This is a genomic window from Pantoea sp. SGAir0184 (assembly GCF_043544755.1).
In genome coordinates this window covers 1,051,323-1,071,260 of sequence record NZ_CP028050.1, presented here as the reverse complement: position 1 = coordinate 1,071,260, position 19,938 = coordinate 1,051,323, and the positions used below count along the sequence as shown (strand labels likewise).

Annotated in this window: 13 protein-coding genes and 2 rRNA genes; 11 read left to right on the top strand and 4 right to left on the bottom strand. The window is 57.0% G+C overall.

Annotated features, from left to right (window positions below; translation table 11 throughout):
• The first annotated feature begins 433 nt into the window (after nt 1-433).
• From proV to emrB, 6 genes are all read left to right on the top strand, one after another.
• On the top strand, nt 434-1,630 hold the full coding sequence (proV, locus tag C1N60_RS04825) for a glycine betaine/L-proline ABC transporter ATP-binding protein ProV (RefSeq protein ID WP_021506469.1): 1,197 nt from the start codon (nt 434-436) through the stop codon (nt 1,628-1,630).
• Nucleotides 1,627-2,817, top strand: a complete 1,191-nt coding sequence (proW, locus tag C1N60_RS04820; protein WP_211727384.1) for a glycine betaine/L-proline ABC transporter permease ProW — start codon at nt 1,627-1,629, stop codon at nt 2,815-2,817. The genes proV and proW overlap by 4 nt, the downstream gene beginning before the upstream one ends.
• A 63-nt stretch (nt 2,818-2,880) precedes the next feature.
• Nucleotides 2,881-3,876, top strand: coding sequence for a glycine betaine/L-proline ABC transporter substrate-binding protein ProX (gene proX / locus C1N60_RS04815; RefSeq protein ID WP_021506467.1), 996 nt, complete (start codon nt 2,881-2,883; stop codon nt 3,874-3,876).
• Nucleotides 3,877-4,589: 713 nt separating this feature from the next.
• Entirely contained in the window at nt 4,590-5,120 is a 531-nt protein-coding gene (mprA, locus tag C1N60_RS04810; protein ID WP_021506466.1) for a transcriptional repressor MprA, read from the top strand.
• Nucleotides 5,121-5,269: 149 nt separating this feature from the next.
• Nucleotides 5,270-6,442 (top strand): multidrug efflux MFS transporter periplasmic adaptor subunit EmrA, encoded by a 1,173-nt coding sequence (gene emrA, locus C1N60_RS04805; protein WP_058770894.1) that lies wholly within the window; start codon nt 5,270-5,272, stop codon nt 6,440-6,442.
• Between the two features lie 17 nt (nt 6,443-6,459).
• Nucleotides 6,460-7,995, top strand: coding sequence for a multidrug efflux MFS transporter permease subunit EmrB (emrB, locus tag C1N60_RS04800; protein WP_021506464.1), 1,536 nt, complete (start codon nt 6,460-6,462; stop codon nt 7,993-7,995).
• Nucleotides 7,996-8,037: 42 nt separating this feature from the next.
• Here emrB and C1N60_RS04795 read toward each other — a convergent pair whose 3' ends face one another.
• On the bottom strand, nt 8,038-9,180 hold the full coding sequence (locus C1N60_RS04795) for a tRNA/rRNA methyltransferase (protein ID WP_021506463.1): 1,143 nt from the start codon (nt 9,178-9,180) through the stop codon (nt 8,038-8,040).
• A 156-nt stretch (nt 9,181-9,336) separates the two neighbouring features.
• On the opposite strand from C1N60_RS04795, the gene trxC reads away from it, so the two are divergent.
• The 5 genes from trxC (at nt 9,337) to C1N60_RS04770 (ending at nt 15,065) form a co-directional block, all read left to right on the top strand.
• Entirely contained in the window at nt 9,337-9,756 is a 420-nt protein-coding gene (gene trxC, locus C1N60_RS04790) for a thioredoxin TrxC (protein WP_021313847.1), read from the top strand.
• Between the two features lie 76 nt (nt 9,757-9,832).
• The gene (locus C1N60_RS04785; RefSeq protein ID WP_394521455.1) at nt 9,833-10,525 is read left to right on the top strand and encodes a tRNA-uridine aminocarboxypropyltransferase; all 693 of its coding nucleotides are present in this window, start codon (nt 9,833-9,835) and stop codon (nt 10,523-10,525) included.
• A gap of 86 nt (nt 10,526-10,611) precedes the next feature.
• Nucleotides 10,612-13,299, top strand: coding sequence for a bifunctional acetate--CoA ligase family protein/GNAT family N-acetyltransferase (locus C1N60_RS04780; protein WP_394521733.1), 2,688 nt, complete (start codon nt 10,612-10,614; stop codon nt 13,297-13,299).
• A gap of 83 nt (nt 13,300-13,382) precedes the next feature.
• Nucleotides 13,383-14,741, top strand: a complete 1,359-nt coding sequence (gene pssA / locus C1N60_RS04775) for a CDP-diacylglycerol--serine O-phosphatidyltransferase (RefSeq protein WP_176428114.1) — start codon at nt 13,383-13,385, stop codon at nt 14,739-14,741.
• Between the two features lie 3 nt (nt 14,742-14,744).
• The gene (locus C1N60_RS04770; RefSeq protein ID WP_211725402.1) at nt 14,745-15,065 is read left to right on the top strand and encodes a YfiM family lipoprotein; all 321 of its coding nucleotides are present in this window, start codon (nt 14,745-14,747) and stop codon (nt 15,063-15,065) included.
• On the opposite strand, the gene C1N60_RS04765 is transcribed toward C1N60_RS04770, so the two are convergent.
• From C1N60_RS04765 to C1N60_RS04755, 3 genes are all read right to left on the bottom strand, one after another.
• Entirely contained in the window at nt 15,066-16,367 is a 1,302-nt protein-coding gene (locus C1N60_RS04765; RefSeq protein WP_211725403.1) for an MFS family transporter, read from the bottom strand. It abuts the gene before it with no gap.
• A 211-nt stretch (nt 16,368-16,578) separates the two neighbouring features.
• Nucleotides 16,579-16,694: ribosomal RNA gene (rrf, locus tag C1N60_RS04760) — 5S ribosomal RNA — on the bottom strand.
• Between the two features lie 197 nt (nt 16,695-16,891).
• Nucleotides 16,892-19,795: ribosomal RNA gene (locus C1N60_RS04755) — 23S ribosomal RNA — on the bottom strand.
• Between the last annotated feature and the right edge of the window lie 143 nt (nt 19,796-19,938).

Sequence of the window (19,938 nt, the reverse complement as noted above, 5' to 3'; positions counted from 1 at the left end):
GATACATCCACAGGGTCGGCATTTATGCCGACCAGATTAATTTCATGCCGATTCCACCACGCTCCGACCATTCATTTTCCTTTCCAGCATTCTCGCCATCCCCCCGAAATAACGTTAATTCCGCGCGTGATTATTTTATCTATTTAGCGCCATTCATCGTCGGAATATTTCGCCTGACTAAGCGTGATTTATCCGCCTTCCGGCAATAATTCTGGCCGAAACCGGTTTAATTTCACAAAAAATTCAGAAAAAATTTACCCCGTCTCATCCCTTGCAGGCACTGGAATTAGCCACTGTCGCGCCATACGTGTCACGCCAGATATTTCCGTTAAGGGTTGTCAGATAATCTCACTATGCTACGGTATAGGCGCTTAAATTTACGCAGGGTACAACAAGAAATAGTCAGACATTTAACCAGGAATTTCATTACTGCATGGCAATTAAACTCGAAGTAAAGAATTTATATAAGGTATTTGGCGATCATCCTGAAAAGGCATTTAAGCTGATTGAAAAAGGCGAGAGTAAAGAGAGTATTCTGGCGAAAACAGGCCTCTCACTCGGCGTCAAAAATGCCAGTCTGGCCATTGAAGAAGGCGAGATCTTTGTCATCATGGGGCTGTCCGGCTCCGGCAAGTCCACTATGGTTCGCCTTCTCAATCGTCTGATCGAGCCGACACGCGGCCAGGTGATCATTGATGGCGTCGATATTGCCAAAATATCCGACGCAGAATTGCGTGATGTGCGCAGAAATAAAATCAGCATGGTATTCCAGTCATTCGCACTGATGCCGCACATGACGGTGCTAAATAATACCGCGTTCGGCATGGAATTAGCTGGCGTGGCGCTGCAGGAGCGGCAGGAAAAAGCGCTCGACGCGCTGCGTCAGGTCGGACTGGAAAATTATGCCCACGCCTGGCCCGATGAACTCTCCGGCGGAATGCGTCAGCGTGTTGGATTAGCCCGCGCACTGGCGATTAATCCGGATATATTGCTAATGGACGAAGCCTTTTCCGCACTTGATCCATTAATTCGCACGGAAATGCAGGATGAACTGGTAAAACTGCAGGCGAAACATCAGCGCACCATCGTGTTTATTTCCCACGATCTGGATGAAGCCATGCGTATTGGCGACCGCATCGCCATCATGCAGGGCGGCGAAGTGGTGCAGGTCGGCACGCCGGATGAAATCCTCAATAATCCGGCCAACGATTATGTGCGCACCTTCTTCCGCGGCGTGGATATCAGTCACGTCTTCAGCGCCAAAGATATCGCCCGCCGCAGCGCCGGCGCGCTGATTCGTAAGGCCGCCGGTTTCGGTCCGCGTTCGGCAATCAAACTGCTGCAGGATGAAGACCGCGAATATGGCTACGTGCTGGAGAAACAGAAATTCATCGGCGTCGTCTCCACTGACTCGCTGAAAGCGGCACTCGCCGCCGGTGAAGGGCTGGATAACGCCCTGCTCGACGCACCGCTGGCGGTTCCTGCCGATACCTCGCTTAACGATTTGCTCTCTCACGTCGCGCAGGCGCCCTGTGCGGTGCCGGTGATCGGCGAAGATCAGCAGTACGTCGGTATCATTTCCAAAAGCACGCTGTTACGCGCTTTAGATCGTGAAGGAGCCCAGCCATGAGTGCACAAAACGCCAATCCATGGGAAAGCGCCAGCCAGACCAGCGCACCACCCGCCACCAGCAACGCCGCCGCAGCCAGCAGCGATCCGTGGTCCGCGACAGGCAGCAGCACACCGGCTGACAGCAGCGCCAGCGCCGCCGATGCCTGGAGCAACGCCGCCGGCAGTACATCGGATGCTGCCAGCAGTGGTGGACACGATGCCGTCAGCAGCGCCGCCAGCAGCAGCGACTGGCTGAGCAGTGCACCGGCCGCGGCGCCGGAGCACTTCAGCCTGCTGGATCCGTTCCACACCACGCTGATTCCGCTGGATCGCTGGGTCACCGAAGGCATTGACTGGGTGGTAACCCACTTCCGCCCGCTGTTTCAGGGCATTCGCGTGCCGGTGGATTATATCCTCAGCGCCTTCCAGCAACTGCTGATGGGTCTGCCTGCACCAGTGGCGATCGTCGTGTTTGCGCTGATTGCCTGGCAGATTGCCAGCCCGGCGATGGGCCTCGCCACGCTGATATCGCTGGTGCTGATTGGCATGATCGGTGCCTGGTCCCAGGCGATGGTGACGCTGGCGCTGGTGCTCACCGCCCTGCTGTTCTGCGTACTGATTGGCCTGCCGCTTGGCATCTGGCTGGCGCGCAGTGAGCGCGCGGCGCGCATCGTGCGGCCCCTGCTGGATGCGATGCAAACCACGCCGGCGTTCGTCTATCTGGTGCCCATCGTCATGCTGTTTGGTATCGGCAACGTGCCGGGCGTGGTGGTGACGATTATCTTTGCCCTGCCGCCGGTGGTGCGTCTCACCATACTCGGTATTAAGCAGGTGCCGGCTGACCTGATCGAAGCCAGTGAATCTTTCGGTGCCAGCCCGCGCCAGATGCTGTTCAAGGTCCAGCTGCCGCTGGCGATGCCGACCATTATGGCTGGCGTCAATCAGACGCTGATGCTGGCGCTATCGATGGTGGTCATCGCCTCGATGATTGCCGTTGGCGGTCTGGGCCAGATGGTGCTGCGCGGTATTGGCCGTCTCGATATGGGGCTCGCCAGCGTGGGCGGCGTCGGTATCGTGATCCTCGCCATCATTCTCGACCGCCTGACGCAGTCGGTAGGCCGCGACAGCCGCAGCCGTGGCAGCCGCCACTGGTACAGCAGCGGGCCGCTGGGTTTGTTGCTGCGTCCATTCAGTAAAAAAGCCTGATTTCTTTGGGCGGCCCGCTGCGGTCGCCCGTCTCCGACGTCACACGTAAAATAAGGAATGACTATGCGCAAGACAGCTCTATTCGCCGCCGTCCTGACCACGGTTGCCGCGACGCACGTGTCCGCCGCCGACCTTCCGGGCAAAGGCATTACCGTTAAACCGGCTCAGAGTACCATTTCCGAAGAGACCTTCCAGACGCTGCTGGTGAGCCGCGCGCTGGAGAAGCTGGGCTACACCGTTGAGAAGCCGAGTGAAGTGGATTACAACGTGGCTTACACCACCATTGCCGGCGGTGATGCCACGTTTATCGCCACCAACTGGCAACCGCTGCATGACGACATGTACAAAGCCGCCGGCGGGGATAATAAATTTTATCGCCAGGGCACCTACGTCAGCGGTGCCGCGCAGGGTTACCTGATCGACAAGAAAACCGCCGATCAGTACCACATCACCAACATTGAGCAGCTGAAGGATCCGAAGCTGGCCAGACTGTTTGATACCAATGGCGATGGCAAAGCAGACCTGACCGGCTGTACGCCTGGCTGGGGCTGTGAGGCGGTGATTAACCACCAGATCGAGGCCTACAAACTGAGCGATACCGTGGTGCACAACCAGGGTAACTACTCAGCGATGATTGCCGACACCATTACGCGCTTCAAACAGGGTAAACCGATTCTCTATTACACCTGGACGCCATACTGGGTCAGCGACGTGCTGAAGCCAGGCAAAGATGTGGTGTGGTTACAGGTACCGTTCTCCTCACTGCCAGGCGCGCAGAGCAAAGTGGATACCAGACTGGCTAACGGCGCCAACTATGGCTTCCCGGTGAACACCATGCATATCGTGGCCAACAAAGCCTGGGCGGAGAAGAATCCGGCGGCGGCAAAACTGTTTGCTGAAATGAAGCTGCCGATTGGCGACATCAATGCCGAGAACGCCGCAATGCATGCCGGTCACGCCTCAGAAGCGGACATCAACGGCCACGTTGACGGCTGGATCAAAGCTCATCAGGCGGAATTTGATAAATGGGTCAGCGACGCCATGGCGGCGGCGAAATAAGCCCGCGCGGCACCCCGTCTCAGCCACGTGGTGCCGCCATTTTCCGCCCTCCCGACCCGTCAGTAAGCGAAGCGTGCGCTATAGCGCACTGGTACGTCCTGTTAATTAACACAACATTGAAATAATTTTTTGGGTTACTATTACCCACATATGATTATTTACCCGCTTTTCCCACCAGCTATGTCTCCTTTCCGCCGCCCGCATCGGGTCCGTCGCGCCAGGATGAGTCTGCGTTATCGCTGGCATTCACCCTGCCACATGCCGGTTATACGGCAGACGACGAACGGAATTCATCACGCCGCTGGTGCTGGCGCGTTACCCGGACTAACCGGTGCCTTGTCGATTAACCCATTGATTTACTCCAGCAAAGCCGGCCGGGAAAAGTGTTTAGAAAACGTAAAGATCAATGCAAAGTGGTGAGCGATACTGTTCATTAATGATTGGCTTTGTTATGGTTAGCCACACAGTTATTCACCTAAGTTATTTTTACTCGCGAAATTATTCAATCCACTGAAGGTTTCGCTTAGCGAATTGATGACGATGGCGGCTTTGTCTGCAAAGCGGCTGGTCAGGGCGCAGAGCCCAGGGTTATGGACCGACCTGGAACGCCAGGTGCTGACAGTGTGACGGTGCAAACAATCACAGGCGGAAAATATGACTACGCTTAATCTGTCACCCTCATTATTATATTTGTTGCAACTAAGAGGTTTTTAATGGAAAGCTCGTTTACTCCCATTGAGCAGATGCTAAACATCCGTGCTAATCGCCACAAAGATTTTCCGCTGCAGGAGATCATCCTGACCCGTCTGTGCATGCACATGCAGGGCAAGCTGCTGGATAATCGCAACAAAATGTTGAAGGCGCAGGGAATTAACGAAACTTTATTCATGGCGCTGATTACGCTGGACGCGCAGGAAAACCAGAGCATTCAGCCTTCTGAGCTGAGCTCGGCGCTGGGTTCTTCCCGCACCAACGCGACGCGCATCGCTGATGAACTGGAAAAGCGCGGCTGGATCGAGCGTCGTGAGAGCGATAACGATCGCCGTTGCCTGCACCTGCATCTGACGGAAAAAGGTAACGAATTCTTACGTCAGCTGCTGCCACCACAGCATCAGAGCCTGCAGTATCTGTGGTCCTCGCTGACCGATACCGAGCAGGAGCAGCTGGAAGCCATTACGCGTAAGTTGCTTAACCGTCTCGATAAAATGGACGAAGATCAGGTTATCGCTTCCCTGTCGCGTTAATAGCAAGAACTGCGACACAATCACCCACCGAAATCGCTATTTTAATCCCCTTTTATCCGGCCAGCGTTGCAAACGCTGGCTTTTTCGACTCGGGCGACCGTGTTGATGGATCAACACATCCCGACTAAATGGCAAACGTGGAGAACGACATGAGTGCGACAGCGGAAGCTCAAAGCCCGCAACAGCCCGCGAACAAAAAGAAGAAGCGCAAAGGTGCGCTGATCCTGCTGGCTATCGTGTTTATCGTGATTGGTGTGGGTTATCTGGCTTACTGGTATCTGGTGCTGCGCCACTTCCAGGAAACCGATGACGCCTACGTGGCAGGCAACCAGGTGCAGGTAATGGCCCAGGTTTCCGGCAGCGTGAATAAAGTGTGGTTCGAGGATACGGATCGGGTGAAAAAAGGTGACATTCTGGTGTCCCTGGATAAAACCGATGCGCAGCAGGCATTCGAGAAAGCGCAGACCGCGCTGGCCACCAGCGTGCGCCAGACGCACCAGCTGATGATCAACGGCAAACAGTATCAGGCCACCATCAAGCTGCAACAGACCGCGCTGGATCAGGCCGAATCCGACCTGAAACGTCGCGAGCCGCTCGGTGCCGCCAATCTGATTGGTCGCGAAGAGCTGCAGCACGCGCGTGATGCCGTGGCCACGGCGAAAGCTCAGCTGGACGTGGCGATTCAGCAGTACAACGCGAACCAGGCAATGATCCTGAATACCGACCTCGAAAATCAGCCGGCGGTAAAACAGAGCGCTGCTGAGCTGCGCGATGCCTGGCTGGCGCTGCAGCGCACCGACATCCGCAGCCCGATGGACGGCTATGTCTCGCGTCGCAGCGTGCAGGTCGGTTCACAGATCTCCACCAGCACTCCGCTGCTGGCGGTGGTGCCGGCCACCAACCTGTGGGTTGACGCCAACTTTAAAGAGACGCAGCTGGCAGGCGTGCGCATCGGTCAGCCCGCCACGGTAATCAGTGATATCTACGGCGATGATGTGGAGTATCACGGCAAAGTGGTGGGTCTGGATATGGGCACCGGTAGCGCCTTCTCGCTGCTGCCAGCGCAGAACGCCACCGGTAACTGGATCAAAGTGGTACAGCGCCTGCCGGTGCGTATCGAACTCGATCCGCAGCAAGTGGCGCAACATCCGCTGCGTATCGGCCTGTCCACGCTGGTGAAAGTAGATACCCAGAACAAAGATGGCGCCGCGCTGGCCAGCAATGTCCGCACCCAGGCCGCGTATGAAAGTAACGCGCTGGCAATCGACCTTGCGCCGGTTAACCAGCTGATCGCTGACATTGTCCGTGCCAACGCGCAATAACCTCGCGGGAGGCTGTTATGGCACAAAAGCCGCTTGAAGGTGCGCCGTTAGTTCTGATGACCATCGCCCTGTCGCTGGCGACGTTCATGCAGGTACTCGACTCCACCATCGCTAACGTGGCGATCCCAACCATCGCCGGTAACCTCGGGGCGTCCAACTCGCAGGGCACCTGGGTGATCACCTCGTTCGGGGTGGCGAATGCCATCTCGATCCCGATCACCGGCTGGCTGGCAAAACGCGTCGGTGAAGTGAAGCTGTTCACCTGGTCGACCATTCTGTTCGCGCTGGCCTCCTGGGCGTGCGGCATGTCCGAAAGCCTGGAGATGCTGATCTTCTTCCGCGTGATTCAGGGCGTGGTGGCCGGTCCGCTGATTCCGCTGTCGCAAAGTTTGCTGCTGAACAACTACCCGCCGGCCAAGCGCAGCGTGGCGCTGTCGCTGTGGGCGATGACGGTAATCGTTGCGCCGATCTGCGGTCCGATTCTCGGTGGCTGGATCAGCGATAACTATCACTGGGGCTGGATCTTCTTCATCAACGTGCCAATTGGCGTGGTGGTGGTGATGCTCACGCTGCAAACCCTGCGTGGGCGCGAAACCAAAACTGAGATCCGCCCGATCGATATGGTCGGTCTGGTGCTGCTGGTGGTGGGGATTGGTTCTCTGCAGGTGATGCTTGACCGCGGTAAAGAACTCGACTGGTTTGGCTCAACCGAAATCATCGTGCTCACGGTGGTCGCGGTGGTGTCGCTGGCCGTGCTGCTGGTGTGGGAGCTGACCGACGATCACCCGATTGTCGATTTGTCGCTGTTTAAGAAGCGAAATTTCACCATCGGCTGTCTGTCGATCAGTCTGGCTTACATGCTGTACTTCGGCTCGATCGTCCTGCTACCGCAGCTGCTCCAGGAGGTATACGGCTATACCGCCACCTGGGCCGGGCTGGCATCGGCGCCGGTGGGGATCATTCCGGTGATTCTGTCGCCGATCATTGGTCGCTTCGCCCATAAGCTCGATATGCGGCGGCTGGTAACCTTCAGTTTTATCATGTACGCGGTGTGCTTCTACTGGCGTGCGTATACGTTTGAGCCGGGGATGGATTTCGGTGCCTCCGCGTGGCCGCAGTTTATCCAGGGGTTCGCGGTGGCCTGCTTCTTTATGCCGCTGACCACCATTACGCTGTCCGGCTTGCCGCCAGAGCGTATGGCGGCGGCCTCCAGCCTGTCAAACTTTGTGCGTACGCTGGCGGGTTCAATCGGAACGTCGATCACCACCACCATGTGGACAGACCGCGAATCGATGCATCACAGCTACCTGTCGGAATCGGTTAATCCATTCAATCCGAATTCGCAGCAAATGTATGACCAGCTGCAAAGCATGGGCATGACGCAGCAGCAGGCGTCGGCTTATATCGCCCAGCAAATTACTAATCAGGGCCTGATTATCTCGGCTAACGAGATCTTCTGGGCATCGGCGGGGGTGTTTTTGGTCCTGCTGGTTCTGGTGTGGTTTGCCCGTCCGCCGTTTGGCGCAGGCGGTGGCGGCGGTGGCGCGCACTGAGTGACAGAAACAAAAACGGGCCACAGCGGCCCGTTTTTTTATTTATGCGTTCTGACGCCACCACTCGGCGAGCAGGATACCGGTCGCGACCGAGACGTTGAGGCTTTCAACGTTGCCGGTACCGCCAATCGACAGGCTGATATCGCCCTGCTGGAATGCGCTGTCTGACAGACCTTCACGCTCCTGACCCAGCACCAGTACCATTTTGGCTGGCAGCGCCGCCTGCGCCAGTGGCGTACCGGCGTGGCTGGATGTGGTCACGATGGTGTAACCGGCTTTGCGGAATGCTTCCAGACCCGCAGCAAAGCTTTCGCCGCTGATCGCCTGGACGTGCTCTGCACCACCTTCAGCCGTGCGAACTGCGGCACCCGACTCCAGCAGCGAGGCATCATTGACCAGCAAACCTTTGACGCCAAAGTGCGCGCAGCTGCGCATGATACCGCCAAGGTTGTGCGGGTTGCTGACATCTTCCAGCGCCAGTACGCAGTCTTTGCTCTGCGCCTGCTGCAGCCATTCCGCCACCGGCATGCCCATGCGCTTCTTAATAATGAAGCACACGCCGCCGTGGTGTTCAGTCCCGGACGCTTTCGCCAGCTCGGCGTCGTCCACCACGTGATAGGCTTTGCGGTTTGCCGCTAGCCAGCGCAGGGTTTCGCGGAAGCGCGGCGTGACGCTTTGCACAAACCACGCACGGACGATGCTTTCGGGACGGCTCTGGAACAGCGCCTGGCAGGCGTTTTCGCCGTATACGCGCGTCTCTTCCTGACGCTGACGGCGAATCAGTTCCGGGTCGATAACCGGCTTGCTGCTGGCCGCTTCGTCACCCGCATCCGCTTCAGCGGCGACAGGCGGACGTGACACGGTGCGCCAAGGTGAATCACTGAAGCCGCGATCGTCCCGATCGCTGCGACGACCGCGCGCGCTATCGTCACGCGGACCGCGCGAACGGCCAGCATCATCACGTGGACCACGCGAACGCCCGGCATCATCGCCACGGGCGGTGCGCGGACGACCGCTCTCTTCATTATTACGAGTGCTGCGAGGACCAGAGCGACGATTCTCTTCCTGGCGCGCAGCAGGACGGCCGCCTTTGCCGGTACGGGGATTTGGCTTCTGACCGCCCTCCTCATCACGTACGTACATCACTTTTACCTTGCCGCTTTTGCCTTTAAATTCGTCGTTCATCTGTTCCTCCAGCATTGAGAGCGCGAAGATTACCTGATGTGTCGGCGCTTAGCTATCAACTATTGAACCTATTGCTTAATCCAGATTGAGCATAGCATTCAACCTTTTCATAATGTTCACCAATCCTAAGATTTACAGGTCCGGTTTGAGGTGACGATGAATACTGTATGTGCCTCCTGTCAGGCAACTAACCGCGTTCCAGAAGAACGTCTGGCCGACGGAGCCAAATGCGGTCGCTGCGGCGATGCGCTGTTTAGCGGTGAAGTGGTGAATGCCACGGCGGCCACGCTGGATAAATACCTGCAGGACGATCTGCCGGTCGTGGTCGACTTCTGGGCGCCATGGTGCGGCCCGTGCGTGAACTTCGCGCCGGTGTTTAAAGACGTCGCCGACGAGCGGCGCGGCAAAGTGCGCTTCGTGAAAGTGAACACTGAGGCGGAACCTGCACTCAGCACGCGTTTTCGCATCCGCAGCATCCCAACCATTATGCTGTTCAAAAACGGTGAGATGGTGGACATGCTGAACGGTGCGATGCCGAAAGCGCCATTCAACGAATGGCTCGACGAATCACTCTGATCCCCCAGGGCCAGCCACGCGCTGGCCTTGTTTTTGCCCTTCTATTACACTGGCGTTTTTCCCTGTCCGCGATGCTATGTCTGAAAATGCCGTTCTGCGCCTGCGTGCGCAGCGTTTAGCGCGTGCCACGCGCCCGTTTCTCGCCCGAGGCAACCGCGTGCTGCGCTGTCAGCGCTGCCTGCTGCCGCATAAAAACTGTCTGTGCGCGACCCTGCAGCCGCAACAGGCGCGCAGCCGGTTTTGCCTGGTGATGTTTGATACTGAACCAATGAAACCCAGTAATACCGGTCGGCTGATTGCCGACATTCTGCCGGAAACCCAGGCCTTTGGCTGGTCGCGCACCGAGCCCGACGCCGCGCTGCTGGCGGCGGTGCAGACGGCGGATTATCAGCCGATGGTGGTGTTTCCCGGTGCCTATGCCGATGCCGATCGCCAGGTGCTGACCACGCCACCCACCGGCGGCAAGCCCCCGCTATTTATTATGCTCGACGGCACCTGGACCGAAGCGCGCAAAATGTTTCGCAAAAGTCCGTGGCTGGATAGCTTTCCGGTGATGTCACTGAATGTGGCGACACCGTCGCGCTACACGCTGCGCGAAGCCCATGCGCCAGGCCAGCACTGCACCGCCGAAGTGGCCGCCGCGCTGCTGGAACAGGCAGGTGATATCCCGGCGGCGCAGGCGTTGCAGCAACACTTTGAACGCTTCCGTCAGGCCTATCTGGCCGGTAAACCCCACCATCCGATACACGCGCAAGCAGATAATTTCTGAAGCTGGCTCGCAGCCTGACATCGACAAATCGGCAACCGGCGCAAAAGCGTTTACAATCATGCCAATCCCGAGAGCAGGAGCGAATGATGAGCCAACGTGGACTGGAAGCGCTGTTACGACCGAAATCAATTGCGGTGCTGGGTGCGTCGGTAAAACCGGGCCGCGCTGGCTATCTGATGATGCGCAACCTGCTGGCGGGCGGCTTTGGCGGTCCGGTGTTGCCGGTCACGCCCAAATACAAGGCGGTCAGCGGCGTGCTGGCCTGGCCGGACGTAGCCAGCCTGCCCTTCGCCCCCGACCTGGCGATTATCTGCACCCACGCCAGACGCAATCTGGAACTGTTACAGCAGCTGGGAGAAAAAGGCTGTAAAGCCTGCATTATTCTATCCGCGCCGGCCAGCCAGCTGGAGGCGCTGAAAGCCTGTGCCAGCCAGTGGCAGATGCGCCTGCTGGGCCCCAACAGTCTGGGCCTGTTAGCCCCCTGGCAGGGGCTGAATGCCAGCTTCTCACCGGTACCGATTGCGAAAGGACGTATCGCCTTTATTTCGCAATCGGCGGCGGTTTCCAACACCATTCTCGACTGGGCGCAACAGCGCAACCTGGGCTTTTCGTGGTTTATCGCACTGGGCGATAGCCTGGATATTGATGTCGACGACCTGCTGGATTTTCTTGCACGCGATGGCAAAACCAGCGCCATTTTGCTCTACCTGGAACATCTGAGCGATGCCCGGCGCTTCGTTTCTGCCTCGCGTAGCGCAGCGCGTAATAAACCCATTCTGGTGATCAAAAGCGGTCGCAGCCATCAGGCACAGGCGATGATCGGCACCGCCAGCGGGCTGGATGCCGCCTGGGATGCCGCCATTCAGCGCGCCGGTCTGCTGCGCGTGCAGGACACGCATGAGCTGTTTTCCGCCGTGGAATCGCTCAGCCATATGCGCCCGCTGCGCGGTGAGCGCCTGATGATTATCAGCAACGGCGCCGCCCCGGCAGCGCTGGCGCTGGATGAACTCTATGCGCGTAACGGCAAGCTGGCGACGCTGGATGAGCCCACGCTGCAGGCGCTGGCGGCCCTGCTGCCGGAGGGCATCGGGCGCGGTAATCCGCTGGATTTGAAAGATCATGCAACGCCCGCGCTGTACGTGGCCTGCGTAACACAGCTGCTCGACAGCCATGAACTGGATGCGCTGATGATCATCCATTCACCCAGCGCCGTCTCTCCGGCCAGTGAAACCGCTGCGCAGATTATTGCGGCGGTGGCCGCGCATCCGCGGGGTAAGCAGGTGACGCTGCTGACCAACTGGTGCGGCGAACACTCTTCGCAGGAAGCCCGCCGCGCATTCACCCAGGCCGGCATTCCGACCTGGCGCACGCCAGAAGGCACAGTGACGGCATTTATGCACCAGGTTGAGTATCGGCGTAACCAGAAACAGCTACGCGAAACGCCAGCGCTGCCGCTGGGCCTGACGCAAAACAGCGCCGAGGCACATCAGCTGCTGCAACAGGCACTGGATAGCGGCATTACCACGCTGGATACGCACGAGGTGCAGCCCATACTGCAGGCTTACGGGCTGGCGACGCTGCCAACCTGGATCACCAGCGACAGCCAGTCTGCCGCTAAGATTGCCGACCAGATTGGTTATCCGGTGGCGCTCAAGCTGCGCTCGCCGGATATTGCACATAAGTCGGATGTACAGGGCGTGATGCTCTATCTGCGCAGCGCGGCAGAAGTTGAACAGGCAGCAGATGCCATCTTCGATCGCGTGCGTGAAACGCATCCGCAGGCGCGCATTGACGGTCTGCTGGTGCAAAGTATGGCGAACCGCGCCGGTGCACAGGAGTTGCGGGTGGTGGTTGAGCATGACCCGCTGTTTGGCCCAATCATCATGCTGGGCGAAGGCGGTGTGGAGTGGCAGCCTGACAAGCAGGCCGCCGTGGCGTTGCCGCCGCTGAATATGACACTGGCGCGTTATCTGGTGATCCAGGCACTGAAGAGCGGCAAAGTGCGCAGCCGCAGTGCACTGCGACCGCTGGACATCACCGGTCTGAGTCAGCTGCTGGTGCAGGTATCAAACCTGGTGGTCGACTGTCCGGAGATTCAGCGGCTGGATATTCATCCGCTGCTGGCATCCGCCAATACCTTTACCCTGCTGGACGTGACGCTGCAGCTGGCTCCGTTTCATGGCGACAGTGAGGCGCGGCTGGCGATTCGTCCCTATCCGCACCATCTGGAAGAGCAGGTGCAGCTTAAAGATGGCCAGCGCTGCCTGTTTCGGCCGATTCTGCCGGAGGATGAACCGCAGCTACGTGCCTTCATCGCCCAGGTCACCAAAGAAGACCTTTACTATCGCTACTTCAGTGAGATCAATGAGTTTACCCACGACGATTTGGCGAACATGACGCAGATCGATTACGACCGGGAGATGGCGATTGTCGCAGTACGCCAGCATAACGGTGCCGATGAGATTATCGGCGTGACGCGCGCGATCTCCGATGCTGACAATATCGACGCAGAATTTTCGGTATTGGTGCGTTCCGACCTGAAGGGTTTGGGCATGGGCCGGCGGCTGCTGGAAAAGATGATCCGCTATACGCGCGATCATGGCCTGCAACAATTGAACGGTATCACCATGCCGCACAATACCGGCATGATTACCCTGGCGCGAAAACTCAATTTTCGTGTGAATATTCAACTGGATGATGGCATTGTCAGCCTGAATTTACCGCTGGCTGACACCGGCGGCCTGGCTGTAGAGAAAGGTAAAAATCCTCCGTAACCGGCCGGTTGATGTTATTATTTACCGTTAGGATCATGATTTGATGGCAAAAGGCCATACAATGAACAGAGAAGAAGTGCACTGTGATGTTGTCTAAATTCAAACGCAATAAACACCAACAACACCTCGCACAGCTGCCTAAACTGTCACAGTCCGTGTCGGATGTGACCACGCTTTACTCGCCCGCCGAGTTTCGTGAAACCCTGCTGACGAAAATCGCCACGGCAGAAAAACGTATCTGCATCGCCGCCCTGTATCTGGAAAATGATGACGGCGGACGCAGCATCATGCAGGCGCTGTATGCAGCGCGTCAGGCGCGCCCGGAACTGGATGTCAGCATTCTGGTGGACTGGCATCGTGCGCAGCGCGGCCGTATCGGTGCCGCGCGCGGCCTGACGAACGCCGACTGGTATTGCGAAATGGCGGCGCAGCATCCCGATATCGCGATTCCGGTGTATGGCATTCCGGTGAATACCCGTGAAGCGCTTGGTGTGCTGCATCTGAAAGGCTTTATCATTGACGATACGCTGCTCTACAGCGGTGCCAGCCTGAACGATGTTTATCTGCATCAGCATGACAAATACCGTTATGACCGTTATCAGCTGATCCGTAATCCGCAGCTGGCGGACACCATGTTTCAGTGGATTGGCGAGAATCTCAAACATTCTGAGGCCGTTAACCGTCTCGACCAGGCCGAACGTCCCTCCAGCCCGGAAATCAAGAATGAAACCCGCCAGTTTCGTCAGGAGCTGCGCAGCTTCAACTATCAGTTTACCGGTGATGCCGGCAACGAATCACTGGCCGTCACGCCGCTGGTCGGGCTGGGTAAACGTAGCCTGCTGAATAAAACCATCTTCCATTTAATGCCCTGCGCCGAGCGTAAGCTCACGCTGTGCACGCCGTACTTTAACCTGCCAGCCATTCTGGTGCGCAATCTGATCCAGCTGCTGCGTCAGGGCAAAGAGGTCGAGATCATCGTCGGCGATAAAACCGCCAACGATTTCTACATTCCGCCACACGAGCCGTTCAAGATTATCGGTGCGCTGCCCTATCTGTATGAAATCAACCTGCGTCGCTTCCTCAGCCGGTTGCAGTATTACGTCAATAACGGCCAGCTGACGGTACGTTTGTGGAAAGATGGCGACAACAGCTATCACCTGAAAGGCATCTGGGTTGATGACGAGTGGATGATGATCACCGGTAATAACCTCAATCCGCGCGCCTGGCGACTCGACCTGGAAAATGCGGTGCTGATTCACGATCCGCTCAACCAGCTGGCAGAGCAGCGCGATAAGGAACTGGCGCTGATCCGTCAGCACACCACGGTGGTGAAACATTTCCGCGAGCTGGAGAGCATCTCTGATTATCCGGCAAAGGTGCGTAAGCTGATTCGCCGTCTGCGTCGCATCCGTATCGATCGCCTTATTAGCCGTCTGCTGTAGCCGATGCGTGCGCTCATCCTCTGTGCGGTATTACTGTGTAGCGGATGTGCGCATGTGGCGCAGGACAACTGGACCGGCCAGGATAAGGCGCAACACTTTTTCTCCTCTGCCGCCCTGGCTGCCGCCGGCAGTGAGATCGCTCAGCATCAACATCAGAGCCGCGGGCAAAATCTGCGCTTCGGCCTGCTCTTTTCGCTAAGCTTCGGCGTGGCCAAAGAAGCCTGGGACAGCCGCCCTGCCGGGAGCGGCTGGAGCTGGAAAGATCTCAGCTGGGATGTCGCCGGTGCGGCCAGCGGCATTGCCCTGTGGAACCTGAGCCAGTAATCACAGCGCAATCCCCTTGCCTTTGCGGTGCAGCATCAGCGATACCAGAAATGCCAGCGCACCCATTGCCGAGACATACCAGAAGAAGGTGGTTTCGATGCCGTGCTTCTTCAGCAACAGCGCCACGTATTCGGCCGAACCGCCAAAGATAGCGTTAGCTACCGCATAGGAAAGCCCCACGCCCAGTGCACGCACTTCCGGCGGGAACATCTCCGCTTTAAGGATGCCACTGATGGCGGTGTAGAAACTGGTAATAATCAGCGCCAGCATCACCAGCACGAACGCCAGCCCGCTACTTTGCACATTCTGCAGCAACATCAAAATCGGCACGGTACAGATAGCTGCGCCAGCGCCAAAGATCATCATTGATGCCCGCCGGCCAATCTTATCTGACAGCGCGCCCACAATTGGCTGAATCAGCATGAATACCAGCAGCGCGCCGGTCATCAACGCACTGGCGCTGCGCGCATCCATACCCGCCGTGTTCACCAGATATTTTTGCATGTAGGTTGTGAAGGTATAGAAGCTTAGCGATCCGCCAGCGGTAAAGCCAAGCACCATCAGGAAGGCACGTGAGTGGTTACGCAGCAGGCCCAAAATACTGCCGGCATCGCGATGTTCCCGGTGCTTTTTCTCGGAGGTTTCATTCAGTGAGCGACGCAACCACAGAGCGACCACTGCCAGAACCGCGCCAAGAAAGAACGGGATACGCCAGCCCCAGCTGCGCAGCGCTTCATCACTGAGGATTTGTTGCAGTACCACGACTGTCAGCACGGCTAACAGCTGACCGCCAATCAGGGTGACGTACTGGAACGACGCGTAGAAGCCTTTGTGCCCTTCCAGTGCCACCTCACTCATGTAGGTAGCGCTGGTACCATATTCACCGCCCACCGATAAGCCCTGAAACATGCGCGCCAGCAGCAAAATCACCGGCGCCGCAATGCCGATTTCGCCGTAGCCGGGTAAACAGGCGATGACCAGCGAACCAAAACACATCATGCATACCGAGATCAGCATCGAACTTTTTCGGCCGTGACGGTCCGCGATGTAGCCGAATAGCCAGCCACCGATAGGACGCATTAAGAAGCCCGCCGCAAACACGCCGGCCGTTTGCAGCAGCTGGGTAGTGGTGTCGCCGGCCGGGAAAAATACATGGGCAAAATAGAGCGAAAAGAACGAGTAGACGTAAAAATCAAACCATTCGACCAGATTGCCGGACGACGCGCCGACAATGGCCCAGATGCGTTGTTTACTGACGGCTGCCGCTTCCGGCTGGGCCGATTTTTGTTGTAAGTCGGTCATCTTTTACCTCATTTCCTTGCGAAGAACATCGCTAAAGCAATGAGTAAAGCATCTGAGAGCAGCGCGGGGGAATCAGAGCCCGTTCAGGATGACAAAATGTGACAGAGCTGGAGTTTTAGGGAGAGATTTTGCAAGGGGTGAAGTGGATTTGGCGATCGCCAGACGTAAAAAAGCCCCGGACTCTCGTTCGGGGCTTTTTTACTTATTTGATGCCTGGCAGTTCCCTACTCTCGCATGGGGAGGCCCCACACTACCATCGGCGCTACGGCGTTTCACTTCTGAGTTCGGCATGGGGTCAGGTGGGACCACCGCGCTGTTGCCGCCAGGCAAATTCTGTTTTCGTCCGCGTCTTTCGCGCTCTGACTGCGTTGCCCCGCTCGCGCCGCTCAGTCACATACTCGTGTATGCTCCTTCCCGTCGTCTCGCGTGCCGCCTTGTCACAGCACAAAATCCACTGGACGTAATCCGGTGAACAAAGCTGAAAATTCTTTCGGTCTCTCAGACCAAAACGCCTCTGGCGTTGTAAGGTTAAGCCTCACGGGTCATTAGTACCGGTTAGCTCAACGCATCGCTGCGCTTACACACCCGGCCTATCAACGTCGTCGTCTTCAACGTCCCTTCAGGACCCTTAAAGGGTCAGGGAGAACTCATCTCGGGGCAAGTTTCGTGCTTAGATGCTTTCAGCACTTATCTCTTCCGCACTTAGCTACCGGGCAGTGCCATTGGCATGACAACCCGAACACCAGCGGTGCGTTCACTCCGGTCCTCTCGTACTAGGAGCAACCCCCCTCAATTCTCCAGCGCCCACGGCAGATAGGGACCGAACTGTCTCACGACGTTCTAAACCCAGCTCGCGTACCACTTTAAACGGCGAACAGCCGTACCCTTGGGACCTACTTCAGCCCCAGGATGTGATGAGCCGACATCGAGGTGCCAAACACCGCCGTCGATATGAACTCTTGGGCGGTATCAGCCTGTTATCCCCGGAGTACCTTTTATCCGTTGAGCGATGGCCCTTCCATTCAGAACCACCGGATCACTATGACCTGCTTTCGCACCTGCTCGAGCCGTCACTCTCGCAGTCAAGCTGGCTTATGCCATTGCACTAACCTCCTGATGTCCGACCAGGATTAGCCAACCTTCGTGCTCCTCCGTTACGCTTTGGGAGGAGACCGCCCCAGTCAAACTACCCACCAGACACTGTCCGCAGCCCGGATTACGGGCCTACGTTAGAACATCAAACATTAAAGGGTGGTATTTCAAGGTTGGCTCCACGCAGACTGGCGTCCGCGCTTCAAAGCCTCCCACCTATCCTACACATCAAGGCTCAATGTTCAGTGTCAAGCTATAGTAAAGGTTCACGGGGTCTTTCCGTCTTGCCGCGGGTACACTGCATCTTCACAGCGATTTCAATTTCACTGAGTCTCGGGTGGAGACAGCCTGGCCATCATTACGCCATTCGTGCAGGTCGGAACTTACCCGACAAGGAATTTCGCTACCTTAGGACCGTTATAGTTACGGCCGCCGTTTACCGGGGCTTCGATCAAGAGCTTCTCCTTGCGGATAACCCCATCAATTAACCTTCCGGCACCGGGCAGGCGTCACACCGTATACGTCCACTTTCGTGTTTGCACAGTGCTGTGTTTTTAATAAACAGTTGCAGCCAGCTGGTATCTTCGACTGGCCTCGGCTCCGGGAGCAAGTCCCTTCACCTACGCGCCAGCGTGCCTTCTCCCGAAGTTACGGCACCATTTTGCCTAGTTCCTTCACCCGAGTTCTCTCAAGCGCCTTGGTATTCTCTACCTGACCACCTGTGTCGGTTTGGGGTACGATTTCGTGTTACCTGGAGCTTAGAGGCTTTTCCTGGAAGCAGGGCATCAGTTACTTCACCGCCGTGGCGGCTCGTCGTCACGCCTCAGTGTTAAAGAAGACCGGATTTGCCTGGTCTTCACACCTGCACGCTTAAACCGGGACAACCGTCGCCCGGATAACCTAGCCTTCTCCGTCCCCCCTTCGCAGTAACACCAAGTACAGGAATATTAACCTGTTTCCCATCGACTACGCTTTTCAGCCTCGCCTTAGGGGTCGACTCACCCTGCCCCGATTAACGTTGGACAGGAACCCTTGGTCTTCCGGCGAGCGGGCTTTTCACCCGCTTTATCGTTACTTATGTCAGCATTCGCACTTCTGATACCTCCAGCATGCCTCACAGCACACCTTCAGCGGCTTACAGAACGCTCCCCTACCCAACAACACATAGTGTCGCTGCCGCAGCTTCGGTGCATGGTTTAGCCCCGTTACATCTTCCGCGCAGGCCGACTCGACCAGTGAGCTATTACGCTTTCTTTAAATGATGGCTGCTTCTAAGCCAACATCCTGGCTGTCTGTGCCTTCCCACATCGTTTCCCACTTAACCATGACTTTGGGACCTTAGCTGGCGGTCTGGGTTGTTTCCCTCTTCACGACGGACGTTAGCACCCGCCGTGTGTCTCCCGTGATAACATTCCTCGGTATTCGCAGTTTGCATCGGGTTGGTAAGCCGGGATGGCCCCCTAGCCGAAACAGTGCTCTACCCCCGAGGATGAGTTCACGAGGCGCTACCTAAATAGCTTTCGGGGAGAACCAGCTATCTCCCGGTTTGATTGGCCTTTCACCCCCAGCCACAAGTCATCCGCTAATTTTTCAACATTAGTCGGTTCGGTCCTCCAGTTAGTGTTACCCAACCTTCAACCTGCCCATGGCTAGATCACCGGGTTTCGGGTCTATACCCTGCAACTTAACGCCCAATTAAGACTCGGTTTCCCTTCGGCTCCCCTATGCGGTTAACCTTGCTACAGAATATAAGTCGCTGACCCATTATACAAAAGGTACGCAGTCACCTAACAAGTAGGCTCCCACTGCTTGTACGTACACGGTTTCAGGTTCTGTTTCACTCCCCTCGCCGGGGTTCTTTTCGCCTTTCCCTCACGGTACTGGTTCACTATCGGTCAGTCAGGAGTATTTAGCCTTGGAGGATGGTCCCCCCATGTTCAGACAGGATACCACGTGTCCCGCCCTACTCGTCGGACTCACAACTCATGCATCTTCGTGTACGGGGCTGTCACCCGGTATCGCGCGACTTTCCAGACGCTTCCACTGATGCACAAGCTGATTCAGGTCCTGGGCTGCTCCCCGTTCGCTCGCCGCTACTGGGGGAATCTCGGTTGATTTCTTTTCCTCGGGGTACTTAGATGTTTCAGTTCCCCCGGTTCGCCTCGTTAACCTATGTATTCAGTTAACGATAATGCACAAGTGCACTGGGTTTCCCCATTCGGACATCGACGGCTGTAGCGGTTCATATCACCTTACCGTCGCTTTTCGCAGATTAGCACGTCCTTCATCGCCTCTGACTGCCAGGGCATCCACCGTGTACGCTTAGTCGCTTAACCTCACAACCCACAGGCGTTTTGCAACGCTGCGGACTGCAAGCATTTGAGAGACCCGAACGCATCGTGATTTCATTCTTATTACGGAGAATGAACCGACGCGTCGTTTCAAATTTTCAGCTTGTTCCGGATTGTTAAAGAGCAAA